The sequence below is a fragment of the Bradyrhizobium sp. MI1.11 genome, assembly GCF_055811255.1.
Genome location: NZ_JBVVPM010000015.1, coordinates 66,676 through 91,873 on the forward strand (window position 1 = coordinate 66,676; position 25,198 = coordinate 91,873).

Here is a 25,198-nt window from a genome sequence, read left to right on the forward strand (position 1 = left end):
GCTCATTCCGACATTGTGATTTCGATTGTGGTCCCGCGCTTCTGCGCAATCCATTCTCGTAAGCTTGCCGCATGACGACGTGGTCACCGGCAGCGCTTACGAATACGTCGGTCTGCCGGAGCAACGTAGCGCAATCACACGGCACCTTTGATTGATCATCGCCCCGAAGTGATCCAAACAAGAGAGCAAATCCGCTTGCAGGTAACTACCTTTGCAAAAGGACATACTTGAAGTTTTTTATTCCGCTCATCGTTCCAAGAATGGTGTCGACTCGCTTATACGAGGCGACATCAAAAGCGTTACATTTGTCCGAGTTCACATAGCAAACCTTGACGCTTATCGAACGTGGGCAGCTGTTCTTTACGCTGACAACGTGGTCGACTAGGGTCGGGTTGATGACGTGGGCGCGAGCCGCAGCTTCGACGTCCAGGCAAGGTCGTCCCAATGCGTCGCGGAGCACCGGCTGGTAAGACTGTTCTGCCGGCCCCTGTATCGTAAGCCGAGAGGGGCTCCGGCTAATCGCTTGCGCATGGGCGCCAAATATCGGCAGAAAAGCGAAATAGACGGCGACAGCACGAATCGATCGGGAAGAAATTTTGATGATCACCGCCACAACCTCTCATCAATCTCAACGCCCGGAACTCTGACCTTCAAACCATCTCCGACCAGTTTTTTTGCGAGCGACTTACGCTGAATGATATCCACGTGCTCCAAGCTCGCGAGGAGGCGGTCCCGACGGAGCCAACCCACCGTCTTCAAATTGATCGCAGCATCGTCGATGAAATCGCCCTCAACCATCCCAGCGAACTCCTGCGTTGCCTTTGCCTGTACTGCTTCGCTAAGGTTCGGAAAGATCGCGAGCGCCAACCGGTTGCGGCGGAGTGCAACCCAAGCTTCCCGCGGCGCCATGGCATAGGATTGATCGAGATAGCTGACGTTGCTGGGATCGAAACCGTTGCGCATTGTCTCGACCGAATAGAGCATCAGCCAAAGAAAGGAATCAGTGGGATTTAATGAAAGGGAGGACCTGACCTTTTCCAAGGTCAAGGCCACCTCGCGTTCAGCGTCCTCCGAACTTGCCCGCGCGACGGCCTCCTCGGCGACACGAAGCCGTACCAGCGCTTCCGCTCGCGCAAGCTCATGAGGCAGAAGGAGCGGAGCAGACTGCCGCTCGATCCGTGCTAGCACCTTGCTCAGTACGCCGGGTTTAAAGCGGTCATCCAGCAGAATTCGCGTCGAAAGCTCACGGGCCGGCATCACTCGCCAGAACGACGGCAGCACGGCCGACGACCAGAGCACGCCAAGCACGCCAAGCAGCAGCATCGGCGCCCGCTTGCACGCTTGCCGCGCGATGCGGCCGCTATTCCACATAGCCATAACGGGCGTAGTACTTCTGATAGTAATAGCGGCCGTGGTATGATTCATAGCGCGCCAGCAACTTAGTGTCCGCCTTGTTCAGAACGACCCCGAGCAGCTTGTCCTGGATCTCCGGCGCACCACGCAAATTGTGCTTGACGACGTCCATCTTGGTCTTCCCCCACTCGATCACGAAGACGTAGGAATCGACAAACGAAGAGGTGACCCGCACGTCCACCACAGGTGCCATCGGGGGCATGTCGAGCACAACATAATCGTATTTCGAGCGGAGCCGCGCCACTAGGTCGCGCATCGGCTGGGAGGCGAGGATCTCGTTGGTGTGCAGCAGTTTCGAGGTCTTGCCAGCGGACAGGATCGACAGCTTGGTTTCCGGATCGACTATGAGCGCGTCTTCCAACTGCACCTTCTGCGCGATGACATCGACTAGCCCGGTCTCTGCGTGCGGTGCCAGCGCGCGCGATAGCGAGGGATTGCGCAAATCGGCATCTACCAGGATGACACGAGCACCACTATGCGCCATCAGCTGCGCGAGATTGCTTGAGAGTGTACTCTTGCCCTCACTCGGCAAAGTTGAGGTCACTGCCAGAACCCGGTTCTCCCGAACGATTGAATTGAGATCCACTGCCACCTTCAGCGAACGCACGGCCTCCGCAAAGCGAGAGAGCGGAACGTTGACGACATAGCGCAGGAGATTGGGCTGCGGGTTGTCGGATTTCTTGCCGAGCTTGCCGGGGACGGGGAATGACGCGGCAGCCTCGTCCAGCGTCGGCAGAATCGCGATGCAGCTGGCACCCAGCACCTCTTCCACTTGCGCCGTGGTCCGGAACACCTTGTCGGTGAGCTCCCGCGCCATTGCCGCGCCAAAGCTCAGCATCAGGCCGCCAAGCAACGCTGCACCCAGTATGACCATGCTCTTGGGGGAACTCTTCACCAGAGGCGTGGTAGCCGCGCTGATCACGCGCGCCTCGGTGATCGGGAACGACTGTTGCTGCACGCTTTCCATGTAGCGCTGCAGGAAATTGTCGTACATCGCCTGGTAGCTCTGCGCGGTGCTCTCGAGCTCGCGGAGCTGGATCTGCGCCTGGTTGGTGAGCTGCGATTCCGAGACAACGTTGGCGAGGCTCGACTTGATCGCCTCCTCGCGGGTCTGGGCGATGTCGTAGTCGCTCTTGTAAGATTCCTGGATGCGCCTCAGCTCGTCGATGATGTTCTTCTTGATCTCGGCCATCTGGCGACGGAGGTTGACCGCGGCCAGATGGTCCGAGCCGTATTTCATCGCCCAGATCGATTCCTTCGAGGCCATGTCGACATATTGGCCGCGCAGCTTGACGATCGTGTCGTTCTTCAGCGCGTCGGCGACGTTGGCATCCGGAATCTCCTGCTTGAGGATGTCGTTGATGCGGTCCATCCGCGCCTTGGCCTCGGCGGTGCCTGCATGCGCCATCACCAGCTGGCTGTTCACCTCGGCGAGCTGCTGCTCGTTCATCAGCCGGCCGCCGGTGTCGACGATGTTGTTGACTTGCTTGAAATCCACGACGGCCCTTTGCGCCGTCGAAGCCTGAGTCCGCAGCTCCTTGATACGGTCCTGCAGCCAGACGCTCGCCCGGCGCGTCGCTTGGTATTTTGCTTCAAGCTGATCAACGATATAAGCGTCCGCAATCGCATTGGCGATCCGGGCGGACTTGGCAGGATCCCGCGAGGTGAAGCCGATCTCCATGACATAGGTGAGGCCCAAGCGCTTGACTGTCCGGCTATGCTCGAAGCGTTGCAGCGACTTCCGTGTCAACTCGAATTCGGAAGAGGTACGGCCACTCGAAAACAGCCCTGTGAGCGAGCCGATCATCGCACCGAGAAGGCCACCCCCGCTGCCCGTGAATTCCGGGTCGTCGATCAGATGCAAATCCCGGATGACGGCGAGGCTGATATTCTCGGACTTAAGGATTTCCACCTGCGTTTCGACGGTCGCCGAATCGACCGCGATGTCGCCGAGCACGGACTGCTGCTGGAATAGCTGCACCTTGCGGGTGTCGATCACCATCGAGGCACTCGAGGTGAACTGCGGCGCCGCTGTAAAGAGATACAGCAACGCCACCAACAAGCAGGCGGACACGATTGCGATTATAGTCGGAAACTGGCGCCGGACGATCTCGACGTAGGAGGTTAGCGTTTGCGGCGGGGAGCCGTCGGCCTCGGCGAAATCGCGATTGATCTCGGAGGACCGCTTGTTCACCTGCAACATCTATCGGTTCCTGAAATGGATCGATTATCTCTGGATTGAAAATCTGCCAACAGCGCCGAGACATCCGGGGCGAAGCCGATCCGTAAGCCCAAGCCATGCGGCAGCCTAGCACAAGACCGGCTACAATTGAACGTTGTTGATGCAGCGCACCGCGCCGGCGGCCCGGGACTTATCGAGAAGCTTAACAGCTGCAAAGCAAAGCGGCGCTCGATGGCGCCGCTCGACTGCAATGAGATGAGGGGGCTACCCGCTGATCTTAGCGCGGGCTCACATTGCCGCCAGCGTTGGTCGTGCCGGTTACGCCATTCGAGGCGTTCGGGGTAACAGTCGTCGCATAGTGCAGACCACCAAACGTCGGCGCGCCATTGTTGGCACCGCCGCTGGATGCGCCTGCGCCCGTCGGCCCACCTGCGCCGGAGCCACCGCCGCCGCCGCCGGTCGCGGCGATCCCGACGTCGCCGATTTCGCGTTGATAGGCGGCGATCACGTCCGCGTTGCCGGTGTTGGCAATCGCGGTCTGGATCTCATTGGCGAAGGCCGCATCGCTCTGCGCGGCCATGCGGGCGACCTGGGCGAGACCGACGACGATGGCGCGCTGCTGCTCCTTTGTCGTCGCGGGAGCCGTCAACAGCGCGATGAGAGCGTTAAGCGTCGTGGGATCGGAGGCGCCGAGATCGCGCACGCGCGAGATCAGCTGCGGGCCGCCGATCGGATATTGCTGCAACAGGCTGTTCGGCGAAGCCTTGAAGTCGGAAATGACCGTGGCCGGCAGCTGGCGCTGCGGCGGGTAAATGGCGGCGCTTGCGGCCGTGGTGATCGTCACGGCCAGAGCCGCAGCGGCAGCCATCCGAAGCGCAATCCTGATAACGCTCATAAAACAAACCTCCAAAAATCAGCTGCCCCGAATTCGCATCCTCGCCTCGGGCAAATGGCTGTGCAGTGCAGGAACCTAGCCGAAGAGAAAACGGCTGTCCATTTATTCTAAAGAGTTCGTAAACGGCGCAACTGCTTCAAATCTAGACACTTTTGTGAAGCTGGGGCACCCGGCGTGGGGCGGCGTTCGCGGTTGAGGTGCGGCCCTCGCCTCGCCGGCTGGTGGCGCCCGCCTCGACCATCGGGCGGCCCTCCTTGGTGCGGAAGGACTGCGAAAGGCCGGCGCCGAAAAGCGCAAAGAATGGAATGCTGTAGCCGGGCACCTGCAGCGTGAAGTCGAGGCACGAATGCAGCAGCGACAGCGTCGCGGTCGCCGCCGCCGCCAGCGGGATGATGGCATCGCGCCTTCGTCCGAACACGCCCCTCGCCAGCACCAGCAGCATGATCGCCCAGGCAGCAGCGATCAGGAGCGTCATCGGAATGCCCACTTCGGAAGCAAGCTCCAGCGGCGTGGAATGCGCGGCGTCCCAGATTCCGCGCATCGAGATGTTGGGGCTGCGGTAGGGCGGGAAGGCCCATTGGAAGGTGCCCATGCCGGTGCCGAACCAGGGATTGTCGCCGATGATCTTGAGCGTGGATTTCCAGGCCTCGATGCGGCCCTCGTCGACCAAGCCCTGGGTGTCGAAGCGGGAGGAGACGCGGCCGCCGAGCAGCTGCAGGAGACCGAGCGCGACAGCGATGCCGGAGCCGAGCGAGATCCAGATGCCGGTGCGCGGCGGCAGGTCTTTCCTTAGGAACAGCGTGAACGCCACGATCATCGCGAGCAGCGACAGGCCGACGCCGGCGCGCGAGCCGGTCATGAACATCGCCATCAGGCAGACCAGCAGGCTGCCAAGATGCGGCAGGATCTGTTTCGGCGGGATCCTGCGCAGATCGAGCGACAGACGCCGCCATTCGACGTGCCGCTCGGGCAAGCGGCGGCGGACATCCTCGAGGATCAAGAGCATCCAGATCACCGCGCAGGAGCCGAAATAGGCCGCCGCCGTGTTGCGGTTGATGAAGGTGCCGGTGACGCTGCCCATATAGGCCGTCTTGTCCCGCCACAGGATCATGGTGGGCTCGATCAGGAACGAGAGCACGCCGTAGAGCGCGTAAGCCGCGCCCGAGATCGCGATCACCCAGAGCATGCGGCGCGCGCGGTCGCGGTTCGCGCCGACGGTGAGGCCGAGGATGATCGCAAAAATGTTGGCGAGCGGCGCGCCGAGCGCGAAGAACGCCTCGTTCTTCACGATCGACGCGGACCGGGCGATCGGCACGCCGAGGAGTTCCGAGGCCTGCTTCCAGATCGGCTGGAACGGCGCAATCCAAGGATGATCGGAGAGGTGCTCATGCAGCACGAAGGCGTAAGCGGCGACGATCACGCCGATGCCCGCGAGCAGCCACAGGTGCGGCCGGCGTAGCTCGCGCGTCGGCGCGAAGATCACCGCGATCCCGAGGCAGAGACACCAGAACGCGATTGACAGATCATTGGTCGAGCCGAACGGAAACGGCGCGCCGGCCACCACGAAGAACAGGATGAAGGTCGCGGGCATGCTCCATGACCAACGAATCCTGAACCAGTCGATGTTGGGAGGCCGAAGGCGCATCGTGATGTCTTGCGAGCTTTGCTCGAGCCTAGAGGAAGCAATCGATCGGATAGATCTTCAGATCGACGTTGAGGCGGCTGTTCCGGGTCTGGGCCCGAAACGCATAGAATAGCCCAAAGCTGTCACTTCCCGGATCGAGTTTTATTCCAGGGGTCAATTCGTCGGGCGGGACCAGGACGCCGATGTGCCGGTTGATGGCGGTAATCTCGATCCGCCCCTCCCCCTCGCCAAAATGGCCGCGGAGCTGCGTCACCGTCACCTTCGGCAGGCCGCGGCGCTGATGACAGACCTCCTCGTCCCAGAGCTTGATCTGCTGGACCAGCGGTTTGCCCGCGTCATTGGGGACAACGATATCCGGAAATGACGGACGCAACATACCGAAGAACTTGCTCTCCTTGGAGTTCGCCGACAGCCGGACCGTGAACGACAGCTCCCCCTTCGCCCCGCGCAGGCGCGACAAGATCGGACCATCGGGCTCTGCAGAGACCATCACATCGATCCGGTGGCGGACGCCCAGCTCAGCGCCAAGAGCCTTCCCGAGCGGTGCCGACCCGAAGATGACTGGGACGAGAACCAGAAGACGCCCAAATGTTCGAAAGCGCATGAAGCCCCTTGCAACACTGCGGGGTGACCGATGACCGCGCGCCGTGCTCAGTGGCGCCTTGATCCAGATCTCAGACTCGTGGCCGCGTCGATTGCTAAACGAAAATGGCACCGGGACATAGCCCGGTGCCATCGTTTGGTGGATCAAGTCGGCTTCTTACGGCGCCAGCTTGACGTTGTTGCGGAAGATCAGGGCGTCGTTGGAAAGATTCACCGCATCCGAGCCGGTGGCCATGATCACGCGCAGGAACTGCAGGAATTTCGTAACTTCGACGTTGCGGGAGTTCGAGACGTAGATCACGTCGCCGTTCTTCATCATGACCTTGGTGGTAAGAAAGAAGCCGCCGGGATCGCGGAGGTTCACGTTGAAGATGACCGGAACGGTCTCAGAGGTGTACTTGCTGACGTCAATGCCAAGCTGGGCGGCAACCTCACGCGGCTCCCGGCGATACAGGTACACTGATGCCGGATCCGCCTGGCCATCGAGAAGACCACCAGCCTTGCCGACGGCTTCGCCGAGGTTGATGCGCCATGCATCGAAGTTGAACTCGCCGCTCTGGCCGCTGGCGCCGAACGCCAGGAACTTCTGCTGCTCGCGATAGACGTAGATGCTGTCGTCCGGACGAACATAGATGTTGTTTTCCGGGCTCATGACCAGATTCTCGAACGGCACGGTCGCCCGCTTGCCGGCGCGCTCCAGCATCACCCAGGTCTCAAAGCCCTGGCCCTTGATGCCGCCAGCGCGCGTAATCGCATCGAGTACCTTATCCTTCGCGCCCGCGGCGCTCGCCGGATAACGCGCCGGCGAGTTGACCTCACCGAGCACGCTGATGAGCTGTGTCCGCTGCGAGGACATCGCAACCACGACCTGCGGCTCAATGGCGCGGTTGGAGATCTTCTCAACGATCGCGCGCTGAATTTGGACCGCAGTGAGGCCTGCCGCCTTGACCTGACCGGCATACGGCACGGTGATGAAGCCGTCGTTATCGACAGCCTGGTCCGGTATCGTCACGAAGTTACCGGGGCGGACACCGGCTTCGGCGGGGATGAACAGACCACCCGCCGCCGCTTCGAAAATGGTGACGCTGACCACGTCGCCGATGCCGAACACGATGCTGGCCGGCGGCCGTTTGTCCGTGAACGCCCCCGCGAGACCCTTCGGTTCATGGGTGTGCAGAATGTTGACCGTCGCCGGATTGATCGGCACGAGCTCGTATGCCGGCGCGCTTGCCGTCTGAATGTGGTTGTTAACGTCATCCGTTAACGGTCCCGAGCCGGGATTGGTCGAGCAGGCGCCAAGCGCCAAGCCGACACTCAAAAGCGCCAGCTTCAAAACACGAGTCGTCACAAATGCATGCATGAAGGCGCCCGATGGTTCCCCAATTGACTCAATTGGTACGGTGCGGCGCCACCTGCGACAAGCCTGCGCAGCCCAAATGGATGGTTAATGGTGCGATCTGATCGGGAGTGTTGCGCGCGCGCAACTTATCGGAACCCGCATTAAGCCGTTGTGACCGTTTGTTATATTCTGTGTGCGCGTTAATCAGGCAACCGCCTGCGGACCGGCGCCTCCCCAGCGCTTCAAGCTTCTGCTAGAAATCCATGACCTTTGTGTTGATGGGTGACGTGGCTCTTTTCGCAATTGCAGCATCGTTTTTGGCTTTTGGATCTCCCGCCACCTGTACCGCTGGGTCGGCGGCCGAGCTCGATTGCCTCAACCGATCTTTGATCCGGGTAGCCGCACCGGCCTCGACCTGGAAGTTCAGCCGAACCCAGGGCCCGAAGGAGGGCGAGAGCTTCGCCGCGATCACTAAGACCGCGGAGACCGTGCAGTCCGATCCCGATTTCGCCGGCCTGATCGTCCGCTGTGCGCCCAAGGGCAAGATTGACGTGCTGGTGGCATTGATCCGCCCCTTCCCGCCGAAGAGCCACCCCAAGATTACGATCGCCTCCGCCACGGGGGGCGCAGTGACGGTCGAGGCCAGCATGGCAGCGGCCGGAGCCGCCGTCCTGCTACCCCATGAAGTCTCCGCCTTTGCCGCCGGTAAGTGGCAGACGACGCCCGCTTTGAGCTTTGTGGTGAAGGAAGGCGATAGCGAGATCAAAGGCGTGGTGGCCCTGAACGGGCTTCGCGAAGCCTATAATTCTCTGGCGGCAAGTTGCGGCCAATAGACAAAATTTAGCCATACGACTTAAGGGTCTTTTTAGGGTGGGGAACCTAAGGTCCGGAGCACGGAGTGTTTCGGATGACCGAGCTTTTGATCTTCAGCTTTCTGGTAGGCGCAGTTCTGGGCCAACGCTTTCGCGTCCTGGTGCTCCTGCCGCTGACCTTCGTCATGCTCCTCGCCGCGATCCCGGTCGGCTGGATGGCCAATCTGAGCTTTCTCGATGGTCTGAAGGGCGTAGCGCTCGCGGCCGTCGCGCTCCAGGCCGGTTATCTCTTTGGCTCGGCCGCCCGCTTTGCTCTCGCCGCGGGTCGTGCCGCCCGCGTGTTTGCCCGTCCGCTCAAGACCGCCCGCTGACCTCCTCTGTGGCGCATCAATCCGTCTGATCCCGCAGGCGACGCTTCGTTGATCTGGGGTTGGGCTGGGAGCTGCGTGGGCTGCAGAGCTCTGTTTGAAAACTTGCCTCCGGCTTGTATGGTGGCCTGACCCTTTCAGGATTCCTTCCAGGCGCACGTTTGTCCTTCGCTTATTTTGCCCTCATCGTTTGCCTTGTTTCTGCATCCGCTCTCGACATTGTCGGCGCCAAATTCGGCGTTCAGCTCGGGATGACGGCGACGGCCCTGGGGCTATTTGCAGCGGTCTTCAGCGCACGAAAGGCCGACTACGAGCACTATTTGCGTGCCACGGTCTGGGGCCGCTGGGTCCTGATCGCCATTCCCCTTTGCATCGCAACCCAGCTGGCGCCGCTGTGGCTGAATTGGGCGCATCCGATCTGGGCGAGCAGCCACGATGCTCTGGGTGGCCTGTCGCTTGGGCCAGTGACGGCGGATCTCGGCCTTACCCTGAATGCGCTGTTTCAAGCCCTTGCGGCGATCTCGTTGCTCAGCGTGACAATCGTCGTGGTCCGTGACCGCAGCCGTGCCGAACTGGTGCTGTTCGTGCTGAGCGGGGTAACAGCAGTGTCGGCTCTGATCCTGGGCTTGCGTCCACTGTCGCCCGCCCTTGCAACCGCCGTCCCTTCCGACCTCGGGTCAACGATGGCCGGTCTTGGCGTCATGCTTAATCTAGCCGTCATGCAGCTTGCCGCCGAGCGGGCCGAAACGCGCCACTCGGTCGTTCGGTCGGTCGCTGTCGGCCTTTGCGGCCTCGTGGGCGCGTTGGCCAGCGCGGTTGCGGTTTTTGCCTTGTCAGGGACGAACAGCGCGATCGCCGCGGCCTTTGGCCTCGTGTTGATCTTGCTGATCCTTGTCATTCGAAGGATCGACCTGTCGCCGTTGGCCGCTGGCGCACTGTCCTTAGCTGCGCTGGTCGGAGCGATGATTGTCCTGAGCTTCCTGTTCGAAAAGAATGCAGGGCCGATTCTTTTGCGGCTTGTCCCGGATGCGGGGGCCGAAACCAGAGCCGCGCTGGAGCGAATGTTGGCCGATACGAGATGGTTTGGTGCGGGCGCAGGCACCTTTTCGGCCGTTGGCAGGATCTACCAAAGCGATGCCGGCGCGGCTTTGACGGCGCCCTCGACGGCTTTTGCCATCTTCGCGGATACCGGATGGATCGGCTTTTCCGCCGCGCTGCTGGCGGGCATGTTGGCTTTGGGACGTTTGTTTTTGGGGGCTTTGCAGCGCGGCCGCGACTCGTTCTTCCCTGCGGCGGCCGCAGCCTGCGTTGTCTTCGCGCTGGTTGAGAGCTTCGCTGGCTCAGGACTGCTGCATCCGGCAGCAATCCTTTGCCTGTCGACGATTGTGGGACTCGGATTGTCCCAAAGCATCACCCAGTCCGCACGCGGCACGGGTCACTAGTCGCTCGTCGTTAGACGTCGCGATCAGCGAGTGACGCCCAGTAGGTCGGGTTCTTGGGCGTTTGAATGCGGACCCACCGATAGGACTTTTTCGACCACGGCAGGATGTGTCCGGTGAGGTTATCCAGCACGAGATCGCCGGAGAACGTGCGCACCACGACCACGAGATGATGCTCACCCCAGGTCGTGACGACCTCGCTGAGCAACACCGATCGCGCCGGAAAGCCCTCGGCGATCAGGTCATGGCGTTTTGTCACGGCATAGTCGTTGCAGTCGCCGCTGGTGGGATGCAGCAGCCACTTCTCGCCGCGCAGCCCCTCCAAATTGGGCTCGGGTCGGATCGCGCTGTTGACCCGCTGGTTGACCTCCTGAAGCTGCGCCATGCGCTCGGCCGTAAGCTTGAGACGTCCGCCCCTGAACACGATTTGCTGCGGTCGCGGCTTACACTCGCCCTCGTACTTCAGGCAAAAGATCGTGAATGCCATCGGCGCCAGGGTCGGCTGGTTGAACTTGATGTACTGGATGGCGCCGCGCAACGCTGACGGCGCACCAACAAAGGCGGCCTCGGCCTTGTGTTGAGCCGTCCCAGCCAACAGAGCGGCGGCAATCGCCAGGAACTTTAAAGTCTTGCGCATGTCGCGCTCCCCATTTCTTGTTGGGGAAACGCTACGCGAGACGTCTTGAAATCCGGCTCAAAAGCCCAGCAATCCTTTAATCAAAACCGCCGCGCCTTGGTTAGAAACAATTAAGAATACCGACGCGTAACTTGTTCTGCTATGAGCGATCATGCCCTCCATTCATGATGCCAGACCCGATTCGACGAGCTGATGGGCCTTTCCAAGCGCTTTCGTAAGAACGTCAAGCCTCGGCTTCCCGACGGCGTGAGGATCTATGCCATTGGCGATGTGCATGGACGCGCTGACCTGCTTCAGTCGCTCTTAACCGTCATCGACGCCGACCTTGCCCGCTCCGCTCCCGAACGAGCGATTCAGGTCTTTCTTGGCGACTATGTCGACCGGGGCCCGGACTCGCGTGCTGTGATTGATCTCCTGATCGAGCGCTCGAAGTCGCATGAGACAGTGTGCCTCAAGGGCAATCACGAAGTGTTCCTGCTCGAGGTCCTCAAGGACCCGGCACGGCTGGAGGAATGGCGTCGCTACGGAGGCCTGCTGACCCTTGTTTCCTACGGCATCAACCCGACAATGAATCCGACGCCGGAGCAACAGATTGAGTTGATCGAAGGGTTGAGGCAGGCGCTTCCGCCGGAGCATGTTTCGTTTCTTCAGCAGCTCCGCCCGTCCTTCGCGTGTGGCGACTTCTTCTTTGTGCACGCCGGCGTCAAGCCAGGCGTAGCTCTGGAACGTCAGAAGGAGGAGGATCTGCTCTGGATCCGCGAGGAATTCCTCGAGTCCGAAAGACGCTTCGGCAAATATGTCGTCCACGGCCATACCCCGGTCAGCGTCCCGGATATCCGCTCGAACCGGATCAATATCGACACGGGCGCCTACGCGACCGGCAACTTGACCTTGCTCACGATCCAGGGCGATAGTCTGCTCGCAATTTAGGACTTTTGCAGAGTTGCAGGCCGACTCCCGCGCCTTCCACGCGGACATCGAAATTCATCATGAGCCGTATGATCTTGCTTCGCATCATTGGCGCCTGCATCGCAGTGATGTTGCTGCTTTACGCAGCATTGGGCTTTTACGGCGATCTCACGCGGTCGAACTTTCGGGCGAGCGATTTGTTCTTGGGCGAGTTTCCGCCCGAGAAGGTCAAGGTAGCCGCTTCGGGCGTTCTGGCGCCCCTTTCATTGGACGGCGACTTGCTGGCGAATTATGCGGCCGCCAAAGCCGCGGATTTTCTTCACCATCCCGCAGCCGATGCGACCAGCAGGGCGACCGAGAACAAGGCGGCCCAGGATGCCGTCGTTGCGGCCCTGAAAGTATCGCCCATCCGGCCCGCGCTCTGGCTCACGCTCGGCACGCTGAAGGCGCAGTCGGGTGAGCTGGTGACGCCCGCAGTGAAAATGTCTTACTTGACCGGCGCGGTGCCGATCGCTGTTGCCTTCGCACGGCTCCAAACCGTCACCTCGAGCGCGGCGGCAGCCGACGAAGAGATCAAGCTGCTGGCGCAATCGGACGTTCGCTCGGCGCTTGCCAATCGCTCTCGCTACGAGCAGCTCCTGATCGCTGCCTACCTGCAGGCCACGCCGCAGGGCAAGTCGCTGCTTCTGGAGGCCACGCAGGGGACCGATCCGAAGTTCAATCAGATTTTGCGGCGGTACTGAGCGTTCGAGCGCGACCTAGCCTGCTGGTTCGCCGTCAATTCTTCAACGCGTCGCTTTTGGCGCGATCGGCACGAAATCCTGCTCGCGGCGCGGTTGATCCGGTCGCCCCTGGTAGACGAACATGCCCTTCTTGGTCGAGACGATGTCGCCGCGCTGCAGGCTGTCGTCGTTGAGGAGACGTCCGGTCGCGACAAGGTCCGTATCCTCCGGGACCGGCTTATAGAACTCGGGATGATCCCGCCGCTCGCGCGAGAGCTCTTTGGATCTTCGCCGTGCATCTTCGATACGCTGACGCCACTCGTCACGGCTGACTTCCGGCTCGCTTGGTGGGAGATAGTCGTTGACCGAGGGCTCCGGCTCGGTCTGGGCAAAACACGAGGGCGGATTTGCGAGACCGAAGCCGATCGCACCGGCAACGGTCAGGACCGCTCCCGACAACGCCCCAAGCCGCCTTGCATGAGCTAGTGAGGTGTGGGGTCGCGCGGTTCGCACGCTGTAACTCCAGGGCAGAGCAACAAGAACGAGCAAGGGCCGGAACTTCTCGTCTACTCCATTCAATGTATACGTTTGCCGATTGCACGAAAGCCAAATCGCGGGCAAGCTTTGTGCTTTAGCGCGCGAGGGTATTGACCAGTGGTCCGCAACATTACTTTCCTGGTTCTGGCGATCTTTTTGGGGACTCACTTTGCAGCGGCCGGCCAGATCGAATACCCGCAATTGATCCATACGCAATACGAAGCTGTCGATCAGAAGACCGGCGGTCACTTCGTGCTGTGGTCAGAGCGGGAAAAGATCTTCTATGGCCTCGACCAGAAGCTTTTCCCGGGAGCTCGGTTTGTCGACATCACCCAGGTAACCCCAAGCGTGGGTTCGATCACGCTGACCTATGTCGAGGTGCGGACCGTCAGCAGCACGACCTCGGATTATTTGTACCTGGCAGGAAATGTCCGCTTTCGCGTCAGTGGAATGGCGCTCAAATCCAGCAACTTCCCCAGCGGCGGCGGAATGACACCCAACGCACAGTAGCCAGACTAGCGCCTGCTCGACCCGCTACCCCGCGTTCTGTTGCCATAATAGGGACGTGCGCGCCCTCCGCTGACCAGAGGTGGCTGAATCTGGCTCGGAATATTCGGCGTAGCCGTGCTCGGCGAGGGCTGCGAGGGATTGACGATGATGACATTTCGGTTGGGCGTCGACGGATCATTGACACCCTGGGCCAAAGCGCTTGGGACCCAGATGCTTGGGCCCAACGTACTTGCTGTTACAAAAAGCGCGACTGCGGTCAGGACTAATCGTTTCATGAGATGTCTCCCAAGCGAGAACGTCGGGGAGGCGATCACCGTTCCTTCACGGTCGCTTGGGCGTCATTGCCGAGGCACGGCGATCAGCTTGCCGTCTCTCCAGACCCCCTGAGCCGCCATCCCGCTCGGCAGCTTGCCCGGCGCCAGGGTTCGAATGGCTGTGGGTCGGGAGGCGCTCTGGGCCGTTTGGGTTTTCTTCGTAGGGGTCGTCACGATGCTGGTGCTCGTCAAATTGGCTTTGTCCTTGGTCCCTTGTGCAAAACAAGGTTGCACAAGGAGAGCCACAAACGTGAGTGCTATGAAACCGTCGCGCATGATCAACATACCGGAAAGAGGAGCTCGTCGAACTGTCACAGCTTTCTGCCCAAAAGCAAGCCCCCGAAGCTGTTCGACAAGGGCTCTTGCAAGGTTGGCGATCAGAGCGGCTTTCGCAGAGATGGGATTTGACGCCGAAAAAGCCTAGCGAAACAGCCTGTTTCGGGTTACTTGATCGGCCTTGATGACGGACCCCAGCGACACCGCCGCCAGCGCGCCAAATACGCACGCGATCAAGGCCGGGTTTGTGCGTCTACTGTCCGGGCGAATTCGCGACATTTCCGGCGACCCGCGGCAGATCCGGGAAATTGTGTACGAGCTTGCCCGGATCAAGCTTCTGGAACAATTCACCCATGGCGACGCACGGGAATCACGCGAGCTCCAGCAAGTGCTCGAACGCGCCATTCGGGACGTCGAGCTATCATTTGAACGCAACGAGCGCGACGCGCTGTCCAAAGCGCCGGAGTCGGCCCTAGACGTCGCTTCGCATCAGTCGCCACTCGATCCCCCGGCTGCTCAGCCCGTTCCGCCTTCGCCGCCCGTCCCAACGGCGGCGGAAACCAGGCGCGGTTCTGTCGCGCGGCCCGGACCGCTCGACCAATCTCAGCGAAGCGGCATCCTTAACTCCCTCATGCGATTAGCCGCCATCCTGGTCGTCATTGCCGGCGCCAGCGCGGCGGTTACTTATTGGCCGCGGTTGAGGACGCAATCCCTCTCATTGTGGCAGTCCACGACGCTGTCCAAGCGCACCTCGGCAAGCCCCGAGCCTCAACCCACCGTGGCTGTGACTCCATCGAGCGGTGAGAGTGTCGAACGGACACCGGATCAACCGAAGGAGCCGACGCCAGCTGCGCAACCCTCGACGCCGTTGCCGACAGCGTTTGGCGTCTACGCCCTGAGCGAGGGCCAGCTTCAGGAGCTCAAGCCGGTCGCCGGGAAGATTCCGGACCGTCGTGTCGCGATCTCAGCGGCAATCAACACGCCGAGCGCAACGACCCTGACAAGCGGAGATGTCAGCTTCATTGTGTTCAGGCCCGACGGTGGTGTCGATGCAACCGGGACCGAGGTTCGGGTGGTCGCAAAAGTCTCCCGAGCGATGGGCGTCGATGCATCCGGGAAAGCGGCCATGGTCACTGCCGGCGACACCTGGGTCATCCGCAGCATGTCCTACCCTTACAAAGTAGGTCCGGTCGAGGATCAGCCGCGAATGCTATCGCTGCAGCCGGAGCAGGACGGCTTTACGCTTTCGCCGGGTCGCTACGTCGTGGTCGTCAAAGGTATGGGCTATGACTTCACGGTGGCCGGGACGCCGACTGATCCCAACCAATGCGTCGAACGCATCAATGCAACGAACGGCGCTTTCTACTCCCCCTGCCCGCCGCGACGCTAAAGTGGCGCGACGCGTTTCGTTTATTTCTTGGCCTTGGCGTCTTTAGGCGCATCCGCCGGAGCATCATCGACCTTGCCGTTGTTCGCGACGCATTTGCTCAAATAATCGCGCCGCTCCTTGACAGTCCCGGCGCTGCCCGCAGCGGGATTGCCGATTTGCTTTGGGGGAAAGGCCTTGGCCAAAGCTGCGTCGCATGCGCGCGCTACTTCTACCGTGACGGCCGAAGCCGTGACTGGTGCGCCAATAGCCAAAACAAATGCCAATCCCATCGACCTTTGCAAATTTCTGGAGATCACCTGGCTCGCTCCTTCAATCCGTCCGAGAACAGGGCGGGACCATATCAAAAAGGACAGAAGAGCCAAACGGCAAAGCGGCGCCGAAATGTCTGGTGGCAGAAGCTGCTCTGCGAGAGATGATGCTTCTCGGGCCGAGATATCCATCGCGCCCGGACCTGCTGCTTTTCACCAGACGGCAGATGCCGAGCCAAAGCCTCGATCCTAGCTATTGAGCTGCGGCGGCTTCAGGTTCGGAAAGCGCGTGAGCATCGCGGTCCTGATAAACCTCAAGTGAGTGATGGTGTTTGCCAATTCCTTGAGCCGCCGCTGGCCGTTGGAGATATCGGCGGCAAAGAGATCTTGATGATGGCTGTCGATCGGCTCCCGTTCGAGATATTCATCGGTGCCGTTTCCGAAGGTGACGGATGCACGCGCAAGTGCGTCATCAACGCGTCGTCCGAGGCCGACCTGCTCCCTCTCCGCATCGCGCAATGCCGCATCGATCGCGACCATGACGGCATCGATTCGAACGCGGTCCGTCTCCGCATCGCGCTCGACGGTACGGGCCTTGAAGCCCTTGTCCTCACGGCGGGAGCTGAGAAAGTTGTGTGCGCGCGCTCTCAGGAACAGCTGAAACATTTGGGCCATCCCACGTTCGAGATTTGGACCGCTAACATCGGTCAGACATAGTTAACAAAGCTTGAACCTTGTGGCCGCTCCGCCTGGCTTTGTACGATCCACGCCCGCCAGGCTCCTTCGTGTTTGGAATAGAGCTCACGCCATCGAGCTTCGTCCGCCGCGGCGGCTCCATCGCTCAGACCGATTTCGGCCGCGATTTCAACCGTCTCTCCCGATGTCACATCCAGCGCTTCGAACTCGGCCGTTTCCGGAAGCGACAGCCCTATCAGCACCCGTTTCCCTTGCGCATCAACGAAATACCTGCGGGGCGCGTTGTGCCTTTCAGTCATTCGAATGAGCCTCGTCCATGATCCAAGGACCTGGAAGATCTTTCAGGTGCCGATCATAGTCGCGAACGAAAACCATCAAAACAAGGATACAAATTATCGCGCTCAACAACGCAATCAGATACGCCATTTACGCCTACCCTAACGCGGGCCCCGGAAAAATCGGGGCGACTAAACTTTCGCTGTCAATCGATATGTTCTAGGTGACGTCGGCTAGGCTCTCAAGAGTTGCGACAAGTTAACCTAACCGTACATGGTTATTTCGATCATGCCACTGAGATCGTCCGGCAAACAGGCCACGCGCGAGATTCCACCATTACGACGGCGACCGACTTCGTCCCGCCCCTGTTGCCGCGGGAGTATAGGGCGCATAGAGACGATATCTTGCCGATCGCTTTCGCGAGCGCCACGCCCTCGCACCATAGCCGCAAGCAAAACCGCCGGCGAAGATCGAACCCAAGACCACGATTGCCAACATTTGAACGTCCCATTTTTCCGGCGCGTTCCTCCCATTGCATTTCATCTTGTCGTTGTGACGACTTCAAGATCGGCGCCGCTGAAGGTTTTGTCAGGCGACGATGAAGGTTGTGCAAGAGTTGATCGAAGTTTGGTCGTCGCCCGACGGCCGGGGGCCCGGAAAGACCAAAACGTCTCACTGTTGAAGTTAAATCCGGCCGGATGTTAATCCGGGTTCACGTCGACGGCCCCGGCCCATGCAGCCTTCAGAATCGCCGGTCGATAAGTTCGGCTTCGAACCACTCAAAACGCGGCGACGGCCGCTGCTGATCAGCATTGAAATCTCCGTGATAATACGGAGCCACGAAGTCCGGATTAGACGCGTTAAGGTTGAGCGGTTAGCTTAATCCGCGTTGTTTGTTGCGAAGTCTCACCGATCGCTTATCCCATCGTCTCACCGGGCTTCCCCAAGCTCGGCCCCACCCAAGCAAAGCCGTCGAGCGACATGGGTCCGCTTGGCGGCTTTGTCTTTGTCTCGACGAGAGGATGATTTCGGTTATGGCGCGCAAGCCCTGGTCGTTCAAGGAAGACCGCCGGCTGATGGAGTTGGCCAAGTCTTCGGCTTCATTGGAGGAGGCGGCGAAACAGCTCGGACGATCGCCCGATGCGATCAAGCGCATGGCCTTGCGCCTTGGTCTTTCGTTGAAAACGAAGGCGAGGAAAAAGGCCTAGGCGTGCGGCGGTGTTTCGCCAACGACGTCATGGATGACCGCGGGCGCGCGATCTCCGATTCTGACGAAGAACGAATGCGACGTGTTGCTCATCGGACTGGAGCCAGGACTCAAGCCAAGGTGAGACCACCGTCCGCTCGAAAGCCTCGAATCCAGCTGCATGAAATAAACGCGCTCTAACCCTGTTCGCCAGGGAACCGAACCAGCGCGCTCGCGTTGACTCCAACTTCATCGCGAGGTCTGGCCGTGGCACATCTTGCCATTTGCGTCATCCTGGTCTGGTTGGCTATCAATATCGCCTTCGTGGTCTTGCGCTTGCGAGCCACCCGGCCACAGCATGGTGGCAGCACCCGGCAGACTTCCATCGCGCCCTACAATCCCGCACCCGCTTCCCTCCGCCATCGAATGGGCCGCCAGAACTTGGGAGCGGAAGGTTAAGAGGCATTTTCGATAGGGCCCCCGCCCCGGGGGCAGACGGGTCACTCGCCTGCCCAACCCCCCAAAGGCCGGTTCCACATGCCCCGTCCGGGCATTAAACCCTATTTTAGCGCGTCCTGACTAAGATCGGCCGACGCTTCCCTCTGTTCCGCCGGGCCGAATGAGATTGCAGCGACCGACTTTCGCATTTGCGGCGCTTGTGCTCGCGAGCACGGCCGTGTTCGGCGCGGCCGGCCACTTTGCGGCAACTTCGTTCATTCGGTACCAGCAGACCCATCAGCTCGACGAATTGACCGAAGTCGTTCTGCGTCGCGCCGAATTTGCGGTCGATTTTGCCGGCGCGAGCCTGGGCGAACTCGCGCGGCGCGACCTTGCCGATTGCGGGCCCGCGACGCTGCAGGCGATCCGGCTCCACGTCTACCAGCGCTCCGCGATCAAGGACGTGCGCCTCGTCAACCCTGATGGCTCGGTGATCTGTTCGGCCTATTCCGAAACGCTGGAATTCGACAAGGGATGGATCGACCGCCGCGATATGCTTCCCTCGCACGACAAGAGCCTTTCGCTCTTCCGTGTCGAGCAATTCGGCGGCGATGCTCTGGGCGTGCTCAAAGACATCAACGGCAATGCCGCACTGGTCGCCATTCTTGGCGTCAACGCCAGCCTGTTCGACATCATGCCCGCCGAGTTGCGCGCCCATAGCGAAGTGATCCTCGCCTTGAGCAACGGCGAGAAACTTGGCGAATTCCTGCTCGATCCCGACAAAGCCTTGCAGGCCCCGATCGATCTCGACAAAAATTCCGCTCGATTCCCGCTCCATGCGACCATCCGCCTCGAACGCGGCATCCTCTCGACGTGGAACAGCGAGGCCTACTGGCCGGCGTTGGCCGTAGCGTTTGCAATCGGCGCGCTTTTCGGCGAGCTTTTGGCGCGGAGCCGCCGCATGGAAGGGCCCGTCGCCGATCTCGATCGCGGGCTGGCCGCGAACGAATTCAAGCCGTACTACCAGCCAATCTTCGAGCTCAAGACCGGTCGGATCAAGGGCTGCGAGGTGTTGGCTCGGTGGCTGCTCAAAGACGGATCGGTCGTGCCTCCGATGAACTTCATCCCGCTCGCGGAATCCAGCGGCCGCATCGAGGTCATGACCTGGCAGATACTGCGATCAGCGCTGTCGGATCTGCAACCGTTGTTGAAAGCGAACAAGGATTTCAAGCTCTCCCTCAACGTCGTGCCAAAGCATCTCTTGAGTGCAGGCTTCATTGAAACGCTTCGCCGCACAGTCATGGCGGCGCACGTCTCCGCGCGCCAGATCGTCATCGAGGTGACCGAGCGCGACGAACTCGACGACCTCGCACGCGCCGCAGCCGTGGTCAGCGAACTCAGGGACTACGGGTTTCGCGTCGCCATCGACGACGTCGGCGTCGGTCACAGCGGGCTATCTCGGCTCAAGGGCCTGGGCGCCAATACAATCAAGATCGACAAATTTTTCGTCGACACGATCACCGTGGACGCATCGACTGCCACGATCGTGGAGATGCTGGTCGCACTTGCGAAGGACCTCCAAATGACGGTGGTCGCGGAAGGCATCGAGACGGAAGAGCAGGTCCAGGCGCTTATTTCATCCGGCGTAGAGGAGGGGCAGGGCTATCTCGTCTCCGCCCCACTGCCCTTCCCGCGATTCAACGAGTTGGTCGAGTCACGCTGCCTGGCGCAGAGCGCTAAATTGCCGACCGACGCGGTGTTGGTGGCCTGACTGGATTGAGCCGTTAACCCGAGACGGCAAAACGCTCCGCACCGGGCGCCCTGCTCAATCAGCCTTAACGATACTCTCATCTTTCAACGCGGCCTGGCTCCGGTCCGGCTATGGTCGTCCAATGCGCCGAAACCACCTTATCGCAGCCGCAGGAATCTGCTTCGCGCTCATCGTCTATGCCACGCTTGCGAGACTGGCGGGGAGACCCGTGCTTATCGGTCATCACGAGGCTTATTGGGTCGTCGTGATCGAGCGCTTCAGCGCCTACGGGTTGCTGGGATTTCTTTTGTCCTTCCTGTTGCCCGGTCGGCTCACTCTCGCATGCGCGCTTGTCGTGGCGGTCGCAATGGGACTCGAAATCCTGCAAGCAATGACGCCCGATCGTGACCCGGGTTTCCTGGACGTGCTGCAAAAAGCAGCAGGCGGGACCGTCGGGGTCCTCCTCGCTCAAACAATCCTGGCCTTCTTACCGAGACCGCCCTCCTGAGCAGATGCCGGGCCTGCACGTCTGCATCGGGAAGTTACCGTCCTTATTTTATCATTTGTCCGCGTAGTTCACCGCCCGGGTTCGCGGCCGTATGAATGTTCGCGTACCATTTCCCGGCCAGCAGATCCGCAGCCTGAGCTTCCGTGAGCGTTGCGCTCCCCTGAATCGGACTTTGCACCGTCTTGAACGGCAGCACGATGCCGGCGTTCTTGCCGGGCTCCACGGGGCCATGGAAATGTGCCCCCATGACTGGCCCGGTCAAGCCGGAAAAGCTGACCGTATAGGTGAGGGTCTTCGCCTCGGTATCGTAGGTCGCCTCGGCCTTGCCTGTTCCAGGCGAGTTGTTCGGAGGCACTTCATTGCTGCCTTTTAAATCGGCCTGCAACTTCACAAGCTCTGCGTTTGCCGTTGCGGTTGTCATGATGATCAGCCCGCCCAGCATCGCCGCTCCCAACAGTGTCGCGTAGCCTCGATCGCTGTCGTTCCTCATGGCATCCTCCTGCAGGCTCTGCGGCCCGCTGCGGTTAACCCGGCCCGCAATGGAAAATCCGGATGGAGATTTATGCCTGATTCGGAACAAGCATCGCGAGAATCTCGGCTCCTCGTGCCCGGAGCGTGATCGATTGCATGCGGGGGCTAAGCCGACCAGCGCCGGCCCTGGAACTGGTTCGGCGACAGGAGTTCTGCCATCTGGCGATGGGTGGCCTGGAGCGCCTCGATGGCGCCGTCCAGATCAAAACCGGCGTCCCGGACAGATGCGAAAAATTTAGCCGTCAGCGCCAGATCGAGCTTAACGCGGGTTGCGCCATCGCGGCTTTTGCGGCGGTCAAGTGACAAATGGATGGCCCGCATTCTGGCCTCGGCAGGCGTGCAGCCACTAAGCCCGGCGAGTTCGTCATAAGTCATCCAGATCTGTGCCATGTTTCCGTCACTCCTTTACTCGGCATCAGCTTATTTTTCGTCCTTAAAGCTTCGGTTGCCGCGATGCGCGCGCCCACCGTTTCGCAGCGATAGGGTCAATGCGAGCTAAACGAAGACAATCATGCCGAGTCCCGGTGGGTTGCATACGGCGAAGATCGATCTATGCTCACCCGATCGATCAACTGTCGAACTGAGGCAATCACATTGGGACAGATCACTTCGGAAGCCCTCTCCTCGAGTGATGTCGTGTCCCGTGGTGCCACGCGGCGTGTCCCCGCCTTCGGCAAGCGTTTCGAATGGTTGACGCTTGCGGTGCTCGTGCTGTGTGCCGATTTGGTGCTGGCCGCGGACGCATGGATGATCGTTGATTTCACATCGAGGTAAGCAGACATGACCGACCGACCGACTGTCCTCGTTACGGGAGGCGCGGGCTATATCGGCTCGCATGCCTGCCGCGCCCTGACCGCCGCCGGTTATCAGCCCGTCGTTTATGACAATCTGTCGACAGGTCATCGCGGCTTCGTCGCCGGGCCGCTGGTAACAGGCGATCTGCTCGACGGCGCCACGCTGGCGCGCGCCTTCGCCGAGCACAACATCACGGCGGTCATGCATTTCGCGGCGGCGAGCCTCGTCGGCGAGTCCATGACCGACCCGCAAAAGTACTACATCAACAATGTGCAGGGCACGCTGTCGCTATTGCAGGCGATGCGCAATGCGGGCTGCCATCGTATCGTGTTCTCCTCGACCGGCGCCGTCTACGGCAATGCCGATTCCAAGGAACTGCCGGAAGACTTCCCCTGCGCGCCGATCAACCCCTATGGCGCATCGAAGTGGATGATCGAGCGCATGCTCGCCGATTACCGCGCCGCTTACGGCTTCGGCGCGTTCTGCCTGCGCTATTTCAACGCCAGCGGCGCCGATCCTGCCGGCGGCATCGGCGAATTGCGTGACAATGAAACCCATCTCATTCCGCGCGCCATGATGGCATTACAGGGCCATGTCGATTTTGCCGTGTTCGGCGAGGACTACGACACGCCCGATGGCACCGCGATCCGCGATTACATCCATGTCACCGACCTCGCCGCGGCGCATGTTGCGGCGCTGAAGCTGCTGGAACAAGGGCATGCCGGCGGGAGCTTCAATCTGGGCACCGGCTCCGGCTTTTCGGTGCGGGAAATTCTGACTGCCATCAGGCAGGAGACCGGGCGCGAGGTGCCCCACACCATGAAACCGCGCCGCGCCGGCGATCCCACCTATCTGGTCGCCGATCCCTCCGCAGCGCGAAAAGTGCTGAATTTCGTGCCGCGACATTCGGATCTGCCGACTGTGATCCGCACCGCCTGGGCCTGGCACCAGAGGGCTCATCCGCTTAAGCAGCCCTGACGACATCGTCGAAGTCGATCAGGCGGGATAAGACGTGGCCTATGGTCTATTCCGTTCTGAGCCGAGCGATCCCGGCGCAAACGGATGGCGCGATCGCGAGCGGCCGTCGAGACCCTTGGGCAGCTTGTCGGCGTTGAGCTTCACGACCGCACCTCTGGCCTCAACGGCGGGCACCTCGTCCTGGCTGTAAATCAGCGTCGCCTCGAAGGTCACATCGGGCGCCTGCTCGGCCGTTCCGGAACAGGTCGCCATGGCGCCGCTGCACACGCCCGAGAGCTTGACCTCGACTTCGTCGAGCCCGAACACGGTCGGCGGCCCCTCGGCATGTCGCCGCGTGGTCAGAACCGCCGTGAAGCGCTGCTCGTCGATTCGGTAAGAGCCGCCATACGTGAAGAAGCTGTCGCTGCCGGAGATTCGTCCCTCCGCCAGATGCACGACGCCCGTGCCCTGACCGCGCGGGGTCCTGAACCAGGCCGCATATTTGCCGTCTCTCAGCATGAAAACATCCACCGTAAAACCCAAACGTATTTGCAACCAACTCTGGGGCGCGACAATGACCCGCGCGGGGAGCATTCCGCCACGGTTAACGTCCTGCAAAGCGAGCCAGTCAAATTGCTGCCGACGCGCAGCGACGCGGGCGGGCGCACGTTCCCCCGTGCAGCGGGCAAGAAAGCTGGACTTCGTTGGATACCGCGCTAAAAACGATCGGCGTGCCGACTTCGTTTGGCAGCTTGCATATGACCGCTATCAACTCCAACCAGTTCGTGACAGCCAGCCTTCCTGTCGCGATGGGACAAAGTCGTGGAGATCGCGGCCGGTCAACAGACGACGCCGCACCAGAAGACCGAGCAACGCTGGCTCCCATTATCACGCTCGCGCCCATTATAGAGAGTGCAGCGGAGGGCCACCCGGTCGAGGCCGTCCCAGCCGAATGAAATTATCCATCCGGCCAACAGCTTGCCGGCGCACTGTTTTCTCCGGTCGCCGGTTTGAACCTCTTCCTGATAGAGTGCACCAATATCTGAGAGTGATTCCGGTCACACTTGCCTGGGCGTTTCGCTGCTAAGCATCGGGCCTGGACGGGGACCGGGCAAGTATCGGTCGAATTGGATGAGAATTCCCATGAAAAGCCTGATCGGCGCTGTTGTCGGCGCGTGCTGTCTTGCTGCCCCCGCTTTGGCGGAGACCCCGGCCGCCATCGTCGAGGAGGTGCAAGGCAAGGTCGACGGTGTCGCGTTCATGGATTACGTGGCGCCGGGCAAGATCATCAAGCTGGGGCCCAAGGCAACCATTACGCTCAGCTATCTCAAATCGTGCCAGCGCGAGACCATCAGCGAAGGCGTCATCATGGTCGGCACCGAGCAGAGCACCGTGCAACTCGGTGAGGTCAAGCGGGAAAAGGTGCCCTGCGATACCAACGCGGCAAAACTGTCGGAGCGCGAGGCGAACCAGAGTGCCGCGACGACCTTCCGCACCATGCGGTCGGACGCCAAGGGCAGCGCTCCGGCCAAGCTGCCGACGCTCTACGGCGTCGCGCCGTTAGTGCAGGCCAAGAGCGGCAGCACCCTGGTGATCGAACGCACCGATGGCAAGGAGCCCTCGATCAGCGTGCCGCTCAAGAGCGAGACGATGGTCGGCGGCAAGTTCTATGACTTCGCCAAGGCCGGGAAGTCGCTGACGCCGGGCGGCAGCTATCTCGCCATCCTCGGCACCAAGCGTTACGCTTTCCAGGTCGATCCCAGCGCTACGTCGTCGCCGACACCGATCGTCGGGCGCCTGCTGCGGCTCGAATAGGCAGCTA

The 25,198-nt window shown here is 60.9% G+C and carries 27 protein-coding genes; 13 read left to right on the forward strand and 14 right to left on the reverse strand.

The window, feature by feature from the left end:
* Positions 1-603: 603 nt before the first annotated feature.
* The 6 genes from AC0L30_RS17195 to AC0L30_RS17220 all read right to left on the reverse strand — a co-directional run bounded on the left by AC0L30_RS17195 (position 604) and on the right by AC0L30_RS17220 (position 8,098).
* The gene (locus tag AC0L30_RS17195; RefSeq protein WP_473404787.1) at positions 604-1,323 is read right to left on the reverse strand and encodes a hypothetical protein; all 720 of its coding nucleotides are present in this window, start codon (positions 1,321-1,323) and stop codon (positions 604-606) included.
* 37 nt (positions 1,324-1,360) lie between these two features.
* On the reverse strand, positions 1,361-3,616 hold the full coding sequence (locus AC0L30_RS17200) for a polysaccharide biosynthesis tyrosine autokinase (RefSeq protein ID WP_473404788.1): 2,256 nt from the start codon (positions 3,614-3,616) through the stop codon (positions 1,361-1,363).
* A gap of 256 nt (positions 3,617-3,872) precedes the next feature.
* Positions 3,873-4,490, reverse strand: coding sequence for a hypothetical protein (locus AC0L30_RS17205; RefSeq protein ID WP_473404789.1), 618 nt, complete (start codon positions 4,488-4,490; stop codon positions 3,873-3,875).
* A 142-nt stretch (positions 4,491-4,632) separates the two neighbouring features.
* Entirely contained in the window at positions 4,633-6,135 is a 1,503-nt protein-coding gene (locus AC0L30_RS17210; RefSeq protein WP_473404790.1) for an O-antigen ligase family protein, read from the reverse strand.
* A gap of 28 nt (positions 6,136-6,163) precedes the next feature.
* Entirely contained in the window at positions 6,164-6,625 is a 462-nt protein-coding gene (locus AC0L30_RS17215) for a hypothetical protein (RefSeq protein ID WP_473404791.1), read from the reverse strand.
* Between the two features lie 270 nt (positions 6,626-6,895).
* On the reverse strand, positions 6,896-8,098 hold the full coding sequence (locus AC0L30_RS17220) for a polysaccharide biosynthesis/export family protein (RefSeq protein ID WP_473404792.1): 1,203 nt from the start codon (positions 8,096-8,098) through the stop codon (positions 6,896-6,898).
* A gap of 365 nt (positions 8,099-8,463) precedes the next feature.
* Between AC0L30_RS17220 and AC0L30_RS17225 the strand changes: the two genes are divergently transcribed.
* From AC0L30_RS17225 to AC0L30_RS17235, 3 genes are all read left to right on the forward strand, one after another.
* On the forward strand, positions 8,464-8,910 hold the full coding sequence (locus AC0L30_RS17225) for a hypothetical protein (protein ID WP_473404793.1): 447 nt from the start codon (positions 8,464-8,466) through the stop codon (positions 8,908-8,910).
* Between the two features lie 74 nt (positions 8,911-8,984).
* Positions 8,985-9,260, forward strand: coding sequence for a hypothetical protein (locus AC0L30_RS17230; protein WP_473404794.1), 276 nt, complete (start codon positions 8,985-8,987; stop codon positions 9,258-9,260).
* A 158-nt stretch (positions 9,261-9,418) separates the two neighbouring features.
* Complete coding sequence (locus AC0L30_RS17235) at positions 9,419-10,699, forward strand: hypothetical protein (protein WP_473404795.1); 1,281 nt, start codon at positions 9,419-9,421, stop codon at positions 10,697-10,699.
* A gap of 10 nt (positions 10,700-10,709) precedes the next feature.
* Here the strand turns inward: AC0L30_RS17235 and AC0L30_RS17240 are convergent, their stop codons facing one another.
* On the reverse strand, positions 10,710-11,333 hold the full coding sequence (locus AC0L30_RS17240) for a transglutaminase-like cysteine peptidase (protein ID WP_473404796.1): 624 nt from the start codon (positions 11,331-11,333) through the stop codon (positions 10,710-10,712).
* Positions 11,334-11,525: 192 nt separating this feature from the next.
* Between AC0L30_RS17240 and AC0L30_RS17245 the strand changes: the two genes are divergently transcribed.
* Both AC0L30_RS17245 and AC0L30_RS17250 read left to right on the forward strand, forming a co-directional pair.
* Positions 11,526-12,263, forward strand: a complete 738-nt coding sequence (locus AC0L30_RS17245; protein ID WP_473404797.1) for a metallophosphoesterase family protein — start codon at positions 11,526-11,528, stop codon at positions 12,261-12,263.
* Positions 12,264-12,322: 59 nt separating this feature from the next.
* Positions 12,323-12,985 carry a hypothetical protein gene (locus AC0L30_RS17250; RefSeq protein ID WP_473404798.1) on the forward strand — a complete coding sequence of 221 codons (663 nt, stop codon included), beginning with the start codon at positions 12,323-12,325 and terminating at the stop codon, positions 12,983-12,985.
* A 42-nt stretch (positions 12,986-13,027) separates the two neighbouring features.
* Here AC0L30_RS17250 and AC0L30_RS17255 read toward each other — a convergent pair whose 3' ends face one another.
* Complete coding sequence (locus tag AC0L30_RS17255; RefSeq protein WP_473404799.1) at positions 13,028-13,477, reverse strand: hypothetical protein; 450 nt, start codon at positions 13,475-13,477, stop codon at positions 13,028-13,030.
* Between the two features lie 141 nt (positions 13,478-13,618).
* Between AC0L30_RS17255 and AC0L30_RS17260 the strand changes: the two genes are divergently transcribed.
* Together AC0L30_RS17260 and AC0L30_RS17265 are read left to right on the forward strand one after the other, a co-directional pair.
* Entirely contained in the window at positions 13,619-14,011 is a 393-nt protein-coding gene (locus AC0L30_RS17260; protein ID WP_473404800.1) for a hypothetical protein, read from the forward strand.
* A gap of 774 nt (positions 14,012-14,785) precedes the next feature.
* Positions 14,786-15,991 (forward strand): hypothetical protein, encoded by a 1,206-nt coding sequence (locus AC0L30_RS17265; RefSeq protein ID WP_473404801.1) that lies wholly within the window; start codon positions 14,786-14,788, stop codon positions 15,989-15,991.
* 20 nt (positions 15,992-16,011) lie between these two features.
* Here the strand turns inward: AC0L30_RS17265 and AC0L30_RS17270 are convergent, their stop codons facing one another.
* The 3 genes from AC0L30_RS17270 to AC0L30_RS17280 are packed head-to-tail and all read right to left on the reverse strand — an operon-like array spanning position 16,012 to position 17,234.
* Positions 16,012-16,431 (reverse strand): hypothetical protein, encoded by a 420-nt coding sequence (locus AC0L30_RS17270; protein ID WP_473366386.1) that lies wholly within the window; start codon positions 16,429-16,431, stop codon positions 16,012-16,014.
* Between the two features lie 57 nt (positions 16,432-16,488).
* Complete coding sequence (locus tag AC0L30_RS17275) at positions 16,489-16,905, reverse strand: hypothetical protein (protein ID WP_007595535.1); 417 nt, start codon at positions 16,903-16,905, stop codon at positions 16,489-16,491.
* Between the two features lie 41 nt (positions 16,906-16,946).
* A complete protein-coding gene (locus AC0L30_RS17280; RefSeq protein WP_473254580.1) occupies positions 16,947-17,234 on the reverse strand; it encodes a hypothetical protein in 288 nt (95 codons plus the stop codon).
* A 1,011-nt stretch (positions 17,235-18,245) separates the two neighbouring features.
* Between AC0L30_RS17280 and AC0L30_RS17285 the strand changes: the two genes are divergently transcribed.
* The 3 genes from AC0L30_RS17285 to AC0L30_RS17295 all read left to right on the forward strand — a co-directional run bounded on the left by AC0L30_RS17285 (position 18,246) and on the right by AC0L30_RS17295 (position 21,093).
* Positions 18,246-18,419 carry a hypothetical protein gene (locus tag AC0L30_RS17285; protein ID WP_162847250.1) on the forward strand — a complete coding sequence of 58 codons (174 nt, stop codon included), beginning with the start codon at positions 18,246-18,248 and terminating at the stop codon, positions 18,417-18,419.
* 597 nt (positions 18,420-19,016) lie between these two features.
* The gene (locus tag AC0L30_RS17290) at positions 19,017-20,606 is read left to right on the forward strand and encodes an EAL domain-containing protein (RefSeq protein WP_473404802.1); all 1,590 of its coding nucleotides are present in this window, start codon (positions 19,017-19,019) and stop codon (positions 20,604-20,606) included.
* Between the two features lie 121 nt (positions 20,607-20,727).
* Complete coding sequence (locus AC0L30_RS17295) at positions 20,728-21,093, forward strand: VanZ family protein (protein ID WP_473366384.1); 366 nt, start codon at positions 20,728-20,730, stop codon at positions 21,091-21,093.
* A 43-nt stretch (positions 21,094-21,136) separates the two neighbouring features.
* On the opposite strand, the gene AC0L30_RS17300 is transcribed toward AC0L30_RS17295, so the two are convergent.
* Both AC0L30_RS17300 and AC0L30_RS17305 read right to left on the reverse strand, forming a co-directional pair.
* Positions 21,137-21,583 carry a CHRD domain-containing protein gene (locus AC0L30_RS17300; protein ID WP_376707519.1) on the reverse strand — a complete coding sequence of 149 codons (447 nt, stop codon included), beginning with the start codon at positions 21,581-21,583 and terminating at the stop codon, positions 21,137-21,139.
* A 146-nt stretch (positions 21,584-21,729) separates the two neighbouring features.
* Complete coding sequence (locus AC0L30_RS17305; RefSeq protein ID WP_473366382.1) at positions 21,730-22,014, reverse strand: hypothetical protein; 285 nt, start codon at positions 22,012-22,014, stop codon at positions 21,730-21,732.
* Between the two features lie 204 nt (positions 22,015-22,218).
* Between AC0L30_RS17305 and AC0L30_RS17310 the strand changes: the two genes are divergently transcribed.
* Both AC0L30_RS17310 and galE read left to right on the forward strand, forming a co-directional pair.
* Complete coding sequence (locus AC0L30_RS17310; protein WP_473254577.1) at positions 22,219-22,398, forward strand: hypothetical protein; 180 nt, start codon at positions 22,219-22,221, stop codon at positions 22,396-22,398.
* Positions 22,399-22,404: 6 nt separating this feature from the next.
* Entirely contained in the window at positions 22,405-23,397 is a 993-nt protein-coding gene (gene galE, locus AC0L30_RS17315; protein ID WP_473404803.1) for a UDP-glucose 4-epimerase GalE, read from the forward strand.
* Between the two features lie 39 nt (positions 23,398-23,436).
* Here galE and AC0L30_RS17320 read toward each other — a convergent pair whose 3' ends face one another.
* Positions 23,437-23,895 (reverse strand): hypothetical protein, encoded by a 459-nt coding sequence (locus tag AC0L30_RS17320; RefSeq protein ID WP_007595548.1) that lies wholly within the window; start codon positions 23,893-23,895, stop codon positions 23,437-23,439.
* A gap of 624 nt (positions 23,896-24,519) precedes the next feature.
* Between AC0L30_RS17320 and AC0L30_RS17325 the strand changes: the two genes are divergently transcribed.
* Complete coding sequence (locus tag AC0L30_RS17325; RefSeq protein ID WP_473404804.1) at positions 24,520-25,191, forward strand: hypothetical protein; 672 nt, start codon at positions 24,520-24,522, stop codon at positions 25,189-25,191.
* Positions 25,192-25,198: the final 7 nt, after the last annotated feature.

What these genes read in the sequence shown, in the direction of transcription:
- AC0L30_RS17195 (WP_473404787.1), bottom strand. Translation starts at nt 1,323, where the DNA reads ATGCTGCTGCTTGGCGTGCTTGGCGTGCTCTGGTCGTCGGCCGTGCTG.
- AC0L30_RS17200 (WP_473404788.1), bottom strand. Translation starts at nt 3,616, where the DNA reads ATGTTGCAGGTGAACAAGCGGTCCTCCGAGATCAATCGCGATTTCGCC.
- AC0L30_RS17205 (WP_473404789.1), bottom strand. Translation starts at nt 4,490, where the DNA reads ATGAGCGTTATCAGGATTGCGCTTCGGATGGCTGCCGCTGCGGCTCTG.
- AC0L30_RS17210 (WP_473404790.1), bottom strand. Translation starts at nt 6,135, where the DNA reads ATGCGCCTTCGGCCTCCCAACATCGACTGGTTCAGGATTCGTTGGTCA.
- AC0L30_RS17215 (WP_473404791.1), bottom strand. Translation starts at nt 6,625, where the DNA reads ATGGTCTCTGCAGAGCCCGATGGTCCGATCTTGTCGCGCCTGCGCGGG.
- AC0L30_RS17220 (WP_473404792.1), bottom strand. Translation starts at nt 8,098, where the DNA reads ATGCATGCATTTGTGACGACTCGTGTTTTGAAGCTGGCGCTTTTGAGT.
- AC0L30_RS17230 (WP_473404794.1), top strand. Translation starts at nt 8,985, where the DNA reads ATGACCGAGCTTTTGATCTTCAGCTTTCTGGTAGGCGCAGTTCTGGGC.
- AC0L30_RS17240 (WP_473404796.1), bottom strand. Translation starts at nt 11,333, where the DNA reads ATGCGCAAGACTTTAAAGTTCCTGGCGATTGCCGCCGCTCTGTTGGCT.
- AC0L30_RS17245 (WP_473404797.1), top strand. Translation starts at nt 11,526, where the DNA reads ATGGGCCTTTCCAAGCGCTTTCGTAAGAACGTCAAGCCTCGGCTTCCC.
- AC0L30_RS17250 (WP_473404798.1), top strand. Translation starts at nt 12,323, where the DNA reads ATGAGCCGTATGATCTTGCTTCGCATCATTGGCGCCTGCATCGCAGTG.
- AC0L30_RS17265 (WP_473404801.1), top strand. Translation starts at nt 14,786, where the DNA reads ATGACGGACCCCAGCGACACCGCCGCCAGCGCGCCAAATACGCACGCG.
- AC0L30_RS17270 (WP_473366386.1), bottom strand. Translation starts at nt 16,431, where the DNA reads ATGGATATCTCGGCCCGAGAAGCATCATCTCTCGCAGAGCAGCTTCTG.
- AC0L30_RS17275 (WP_007595535.1), bottom strand. Translation starts at nt 16,905, where the DNA reads ATGTTTCAGCTGTTCCTGAGAGCGCGCGCACACAACTTTCTCAGCTCC.
- AC0L30_RS17280 (WP_473254580.1), bottom strand. Translation starts at nt 17,234, where the DNA reads ATGACTGAAAGGCACAACGCGCCCCGCAGGTATTTCGTTGATGCGCAA.
- AC0L30_RS17285 (WP_162847250.1), top strand. Translation starts at nt 18,246, where the DNA reads ATGGCGCGCAAGCCCTGGTCGTTCAAGGAAGACCGCCGGCTGATGGAG.
- AC0L30_RS17290 (WP_473404802.1), top strand. Translation starts at nt 19,017, where the DNA reads ATGAGATTGCAGCGACCGACTTTCGCATTTGCGGCGCTTGTGCTCGCG.
- AC0L30_RS17295 (WP_473366384.1), top strand. Translation starts at nt 20,728, where the DNA reads ATGCGCCGAAACCACCTTATCGCAGCCGCAGGAATCTGCTTCGCGCTC.
- AC0L30_RS17300 (WP_376707519.1), bottom strand. Translation starts at nt 21,583, where the DNA reads ATGAGGAACGACAGCGATCGAGGCTACGCGACACTGTTGGGAGCGGCG.
- AC0L30_RS17305 (WP_473366382.1), bottom strand. Translation starts at nt 22,014, where the DNA reads ATGGCACAGATCTGGATGACTTATGACGAACTCGCCGGGCTTAGTGGC.
- galE (WP_473404803.1), top strand. Translation starts at nt 22,405, where the DNA reads ATGACCGACCGACCGACTGTCCTCGTTACGGGAGGCGCGGGCTATATC.
- AC0L30_RS17320 (WP_007595548.1), bottom strand. Translation starts at nt 23,895, where the DNA reads ATGCTGAGAGACGGCAAATATGCGGCCTGGTTCAGGACCCCGCGCGGT.
- AC0L30_RS17325 (WP_473404804.1), top strand. Translation starts at nt 24,520, where the DNA reads ATGAAAAGCCTGATCGGCGCTGTTGTCGGCGCGTGCTGTCTTGCTGCC.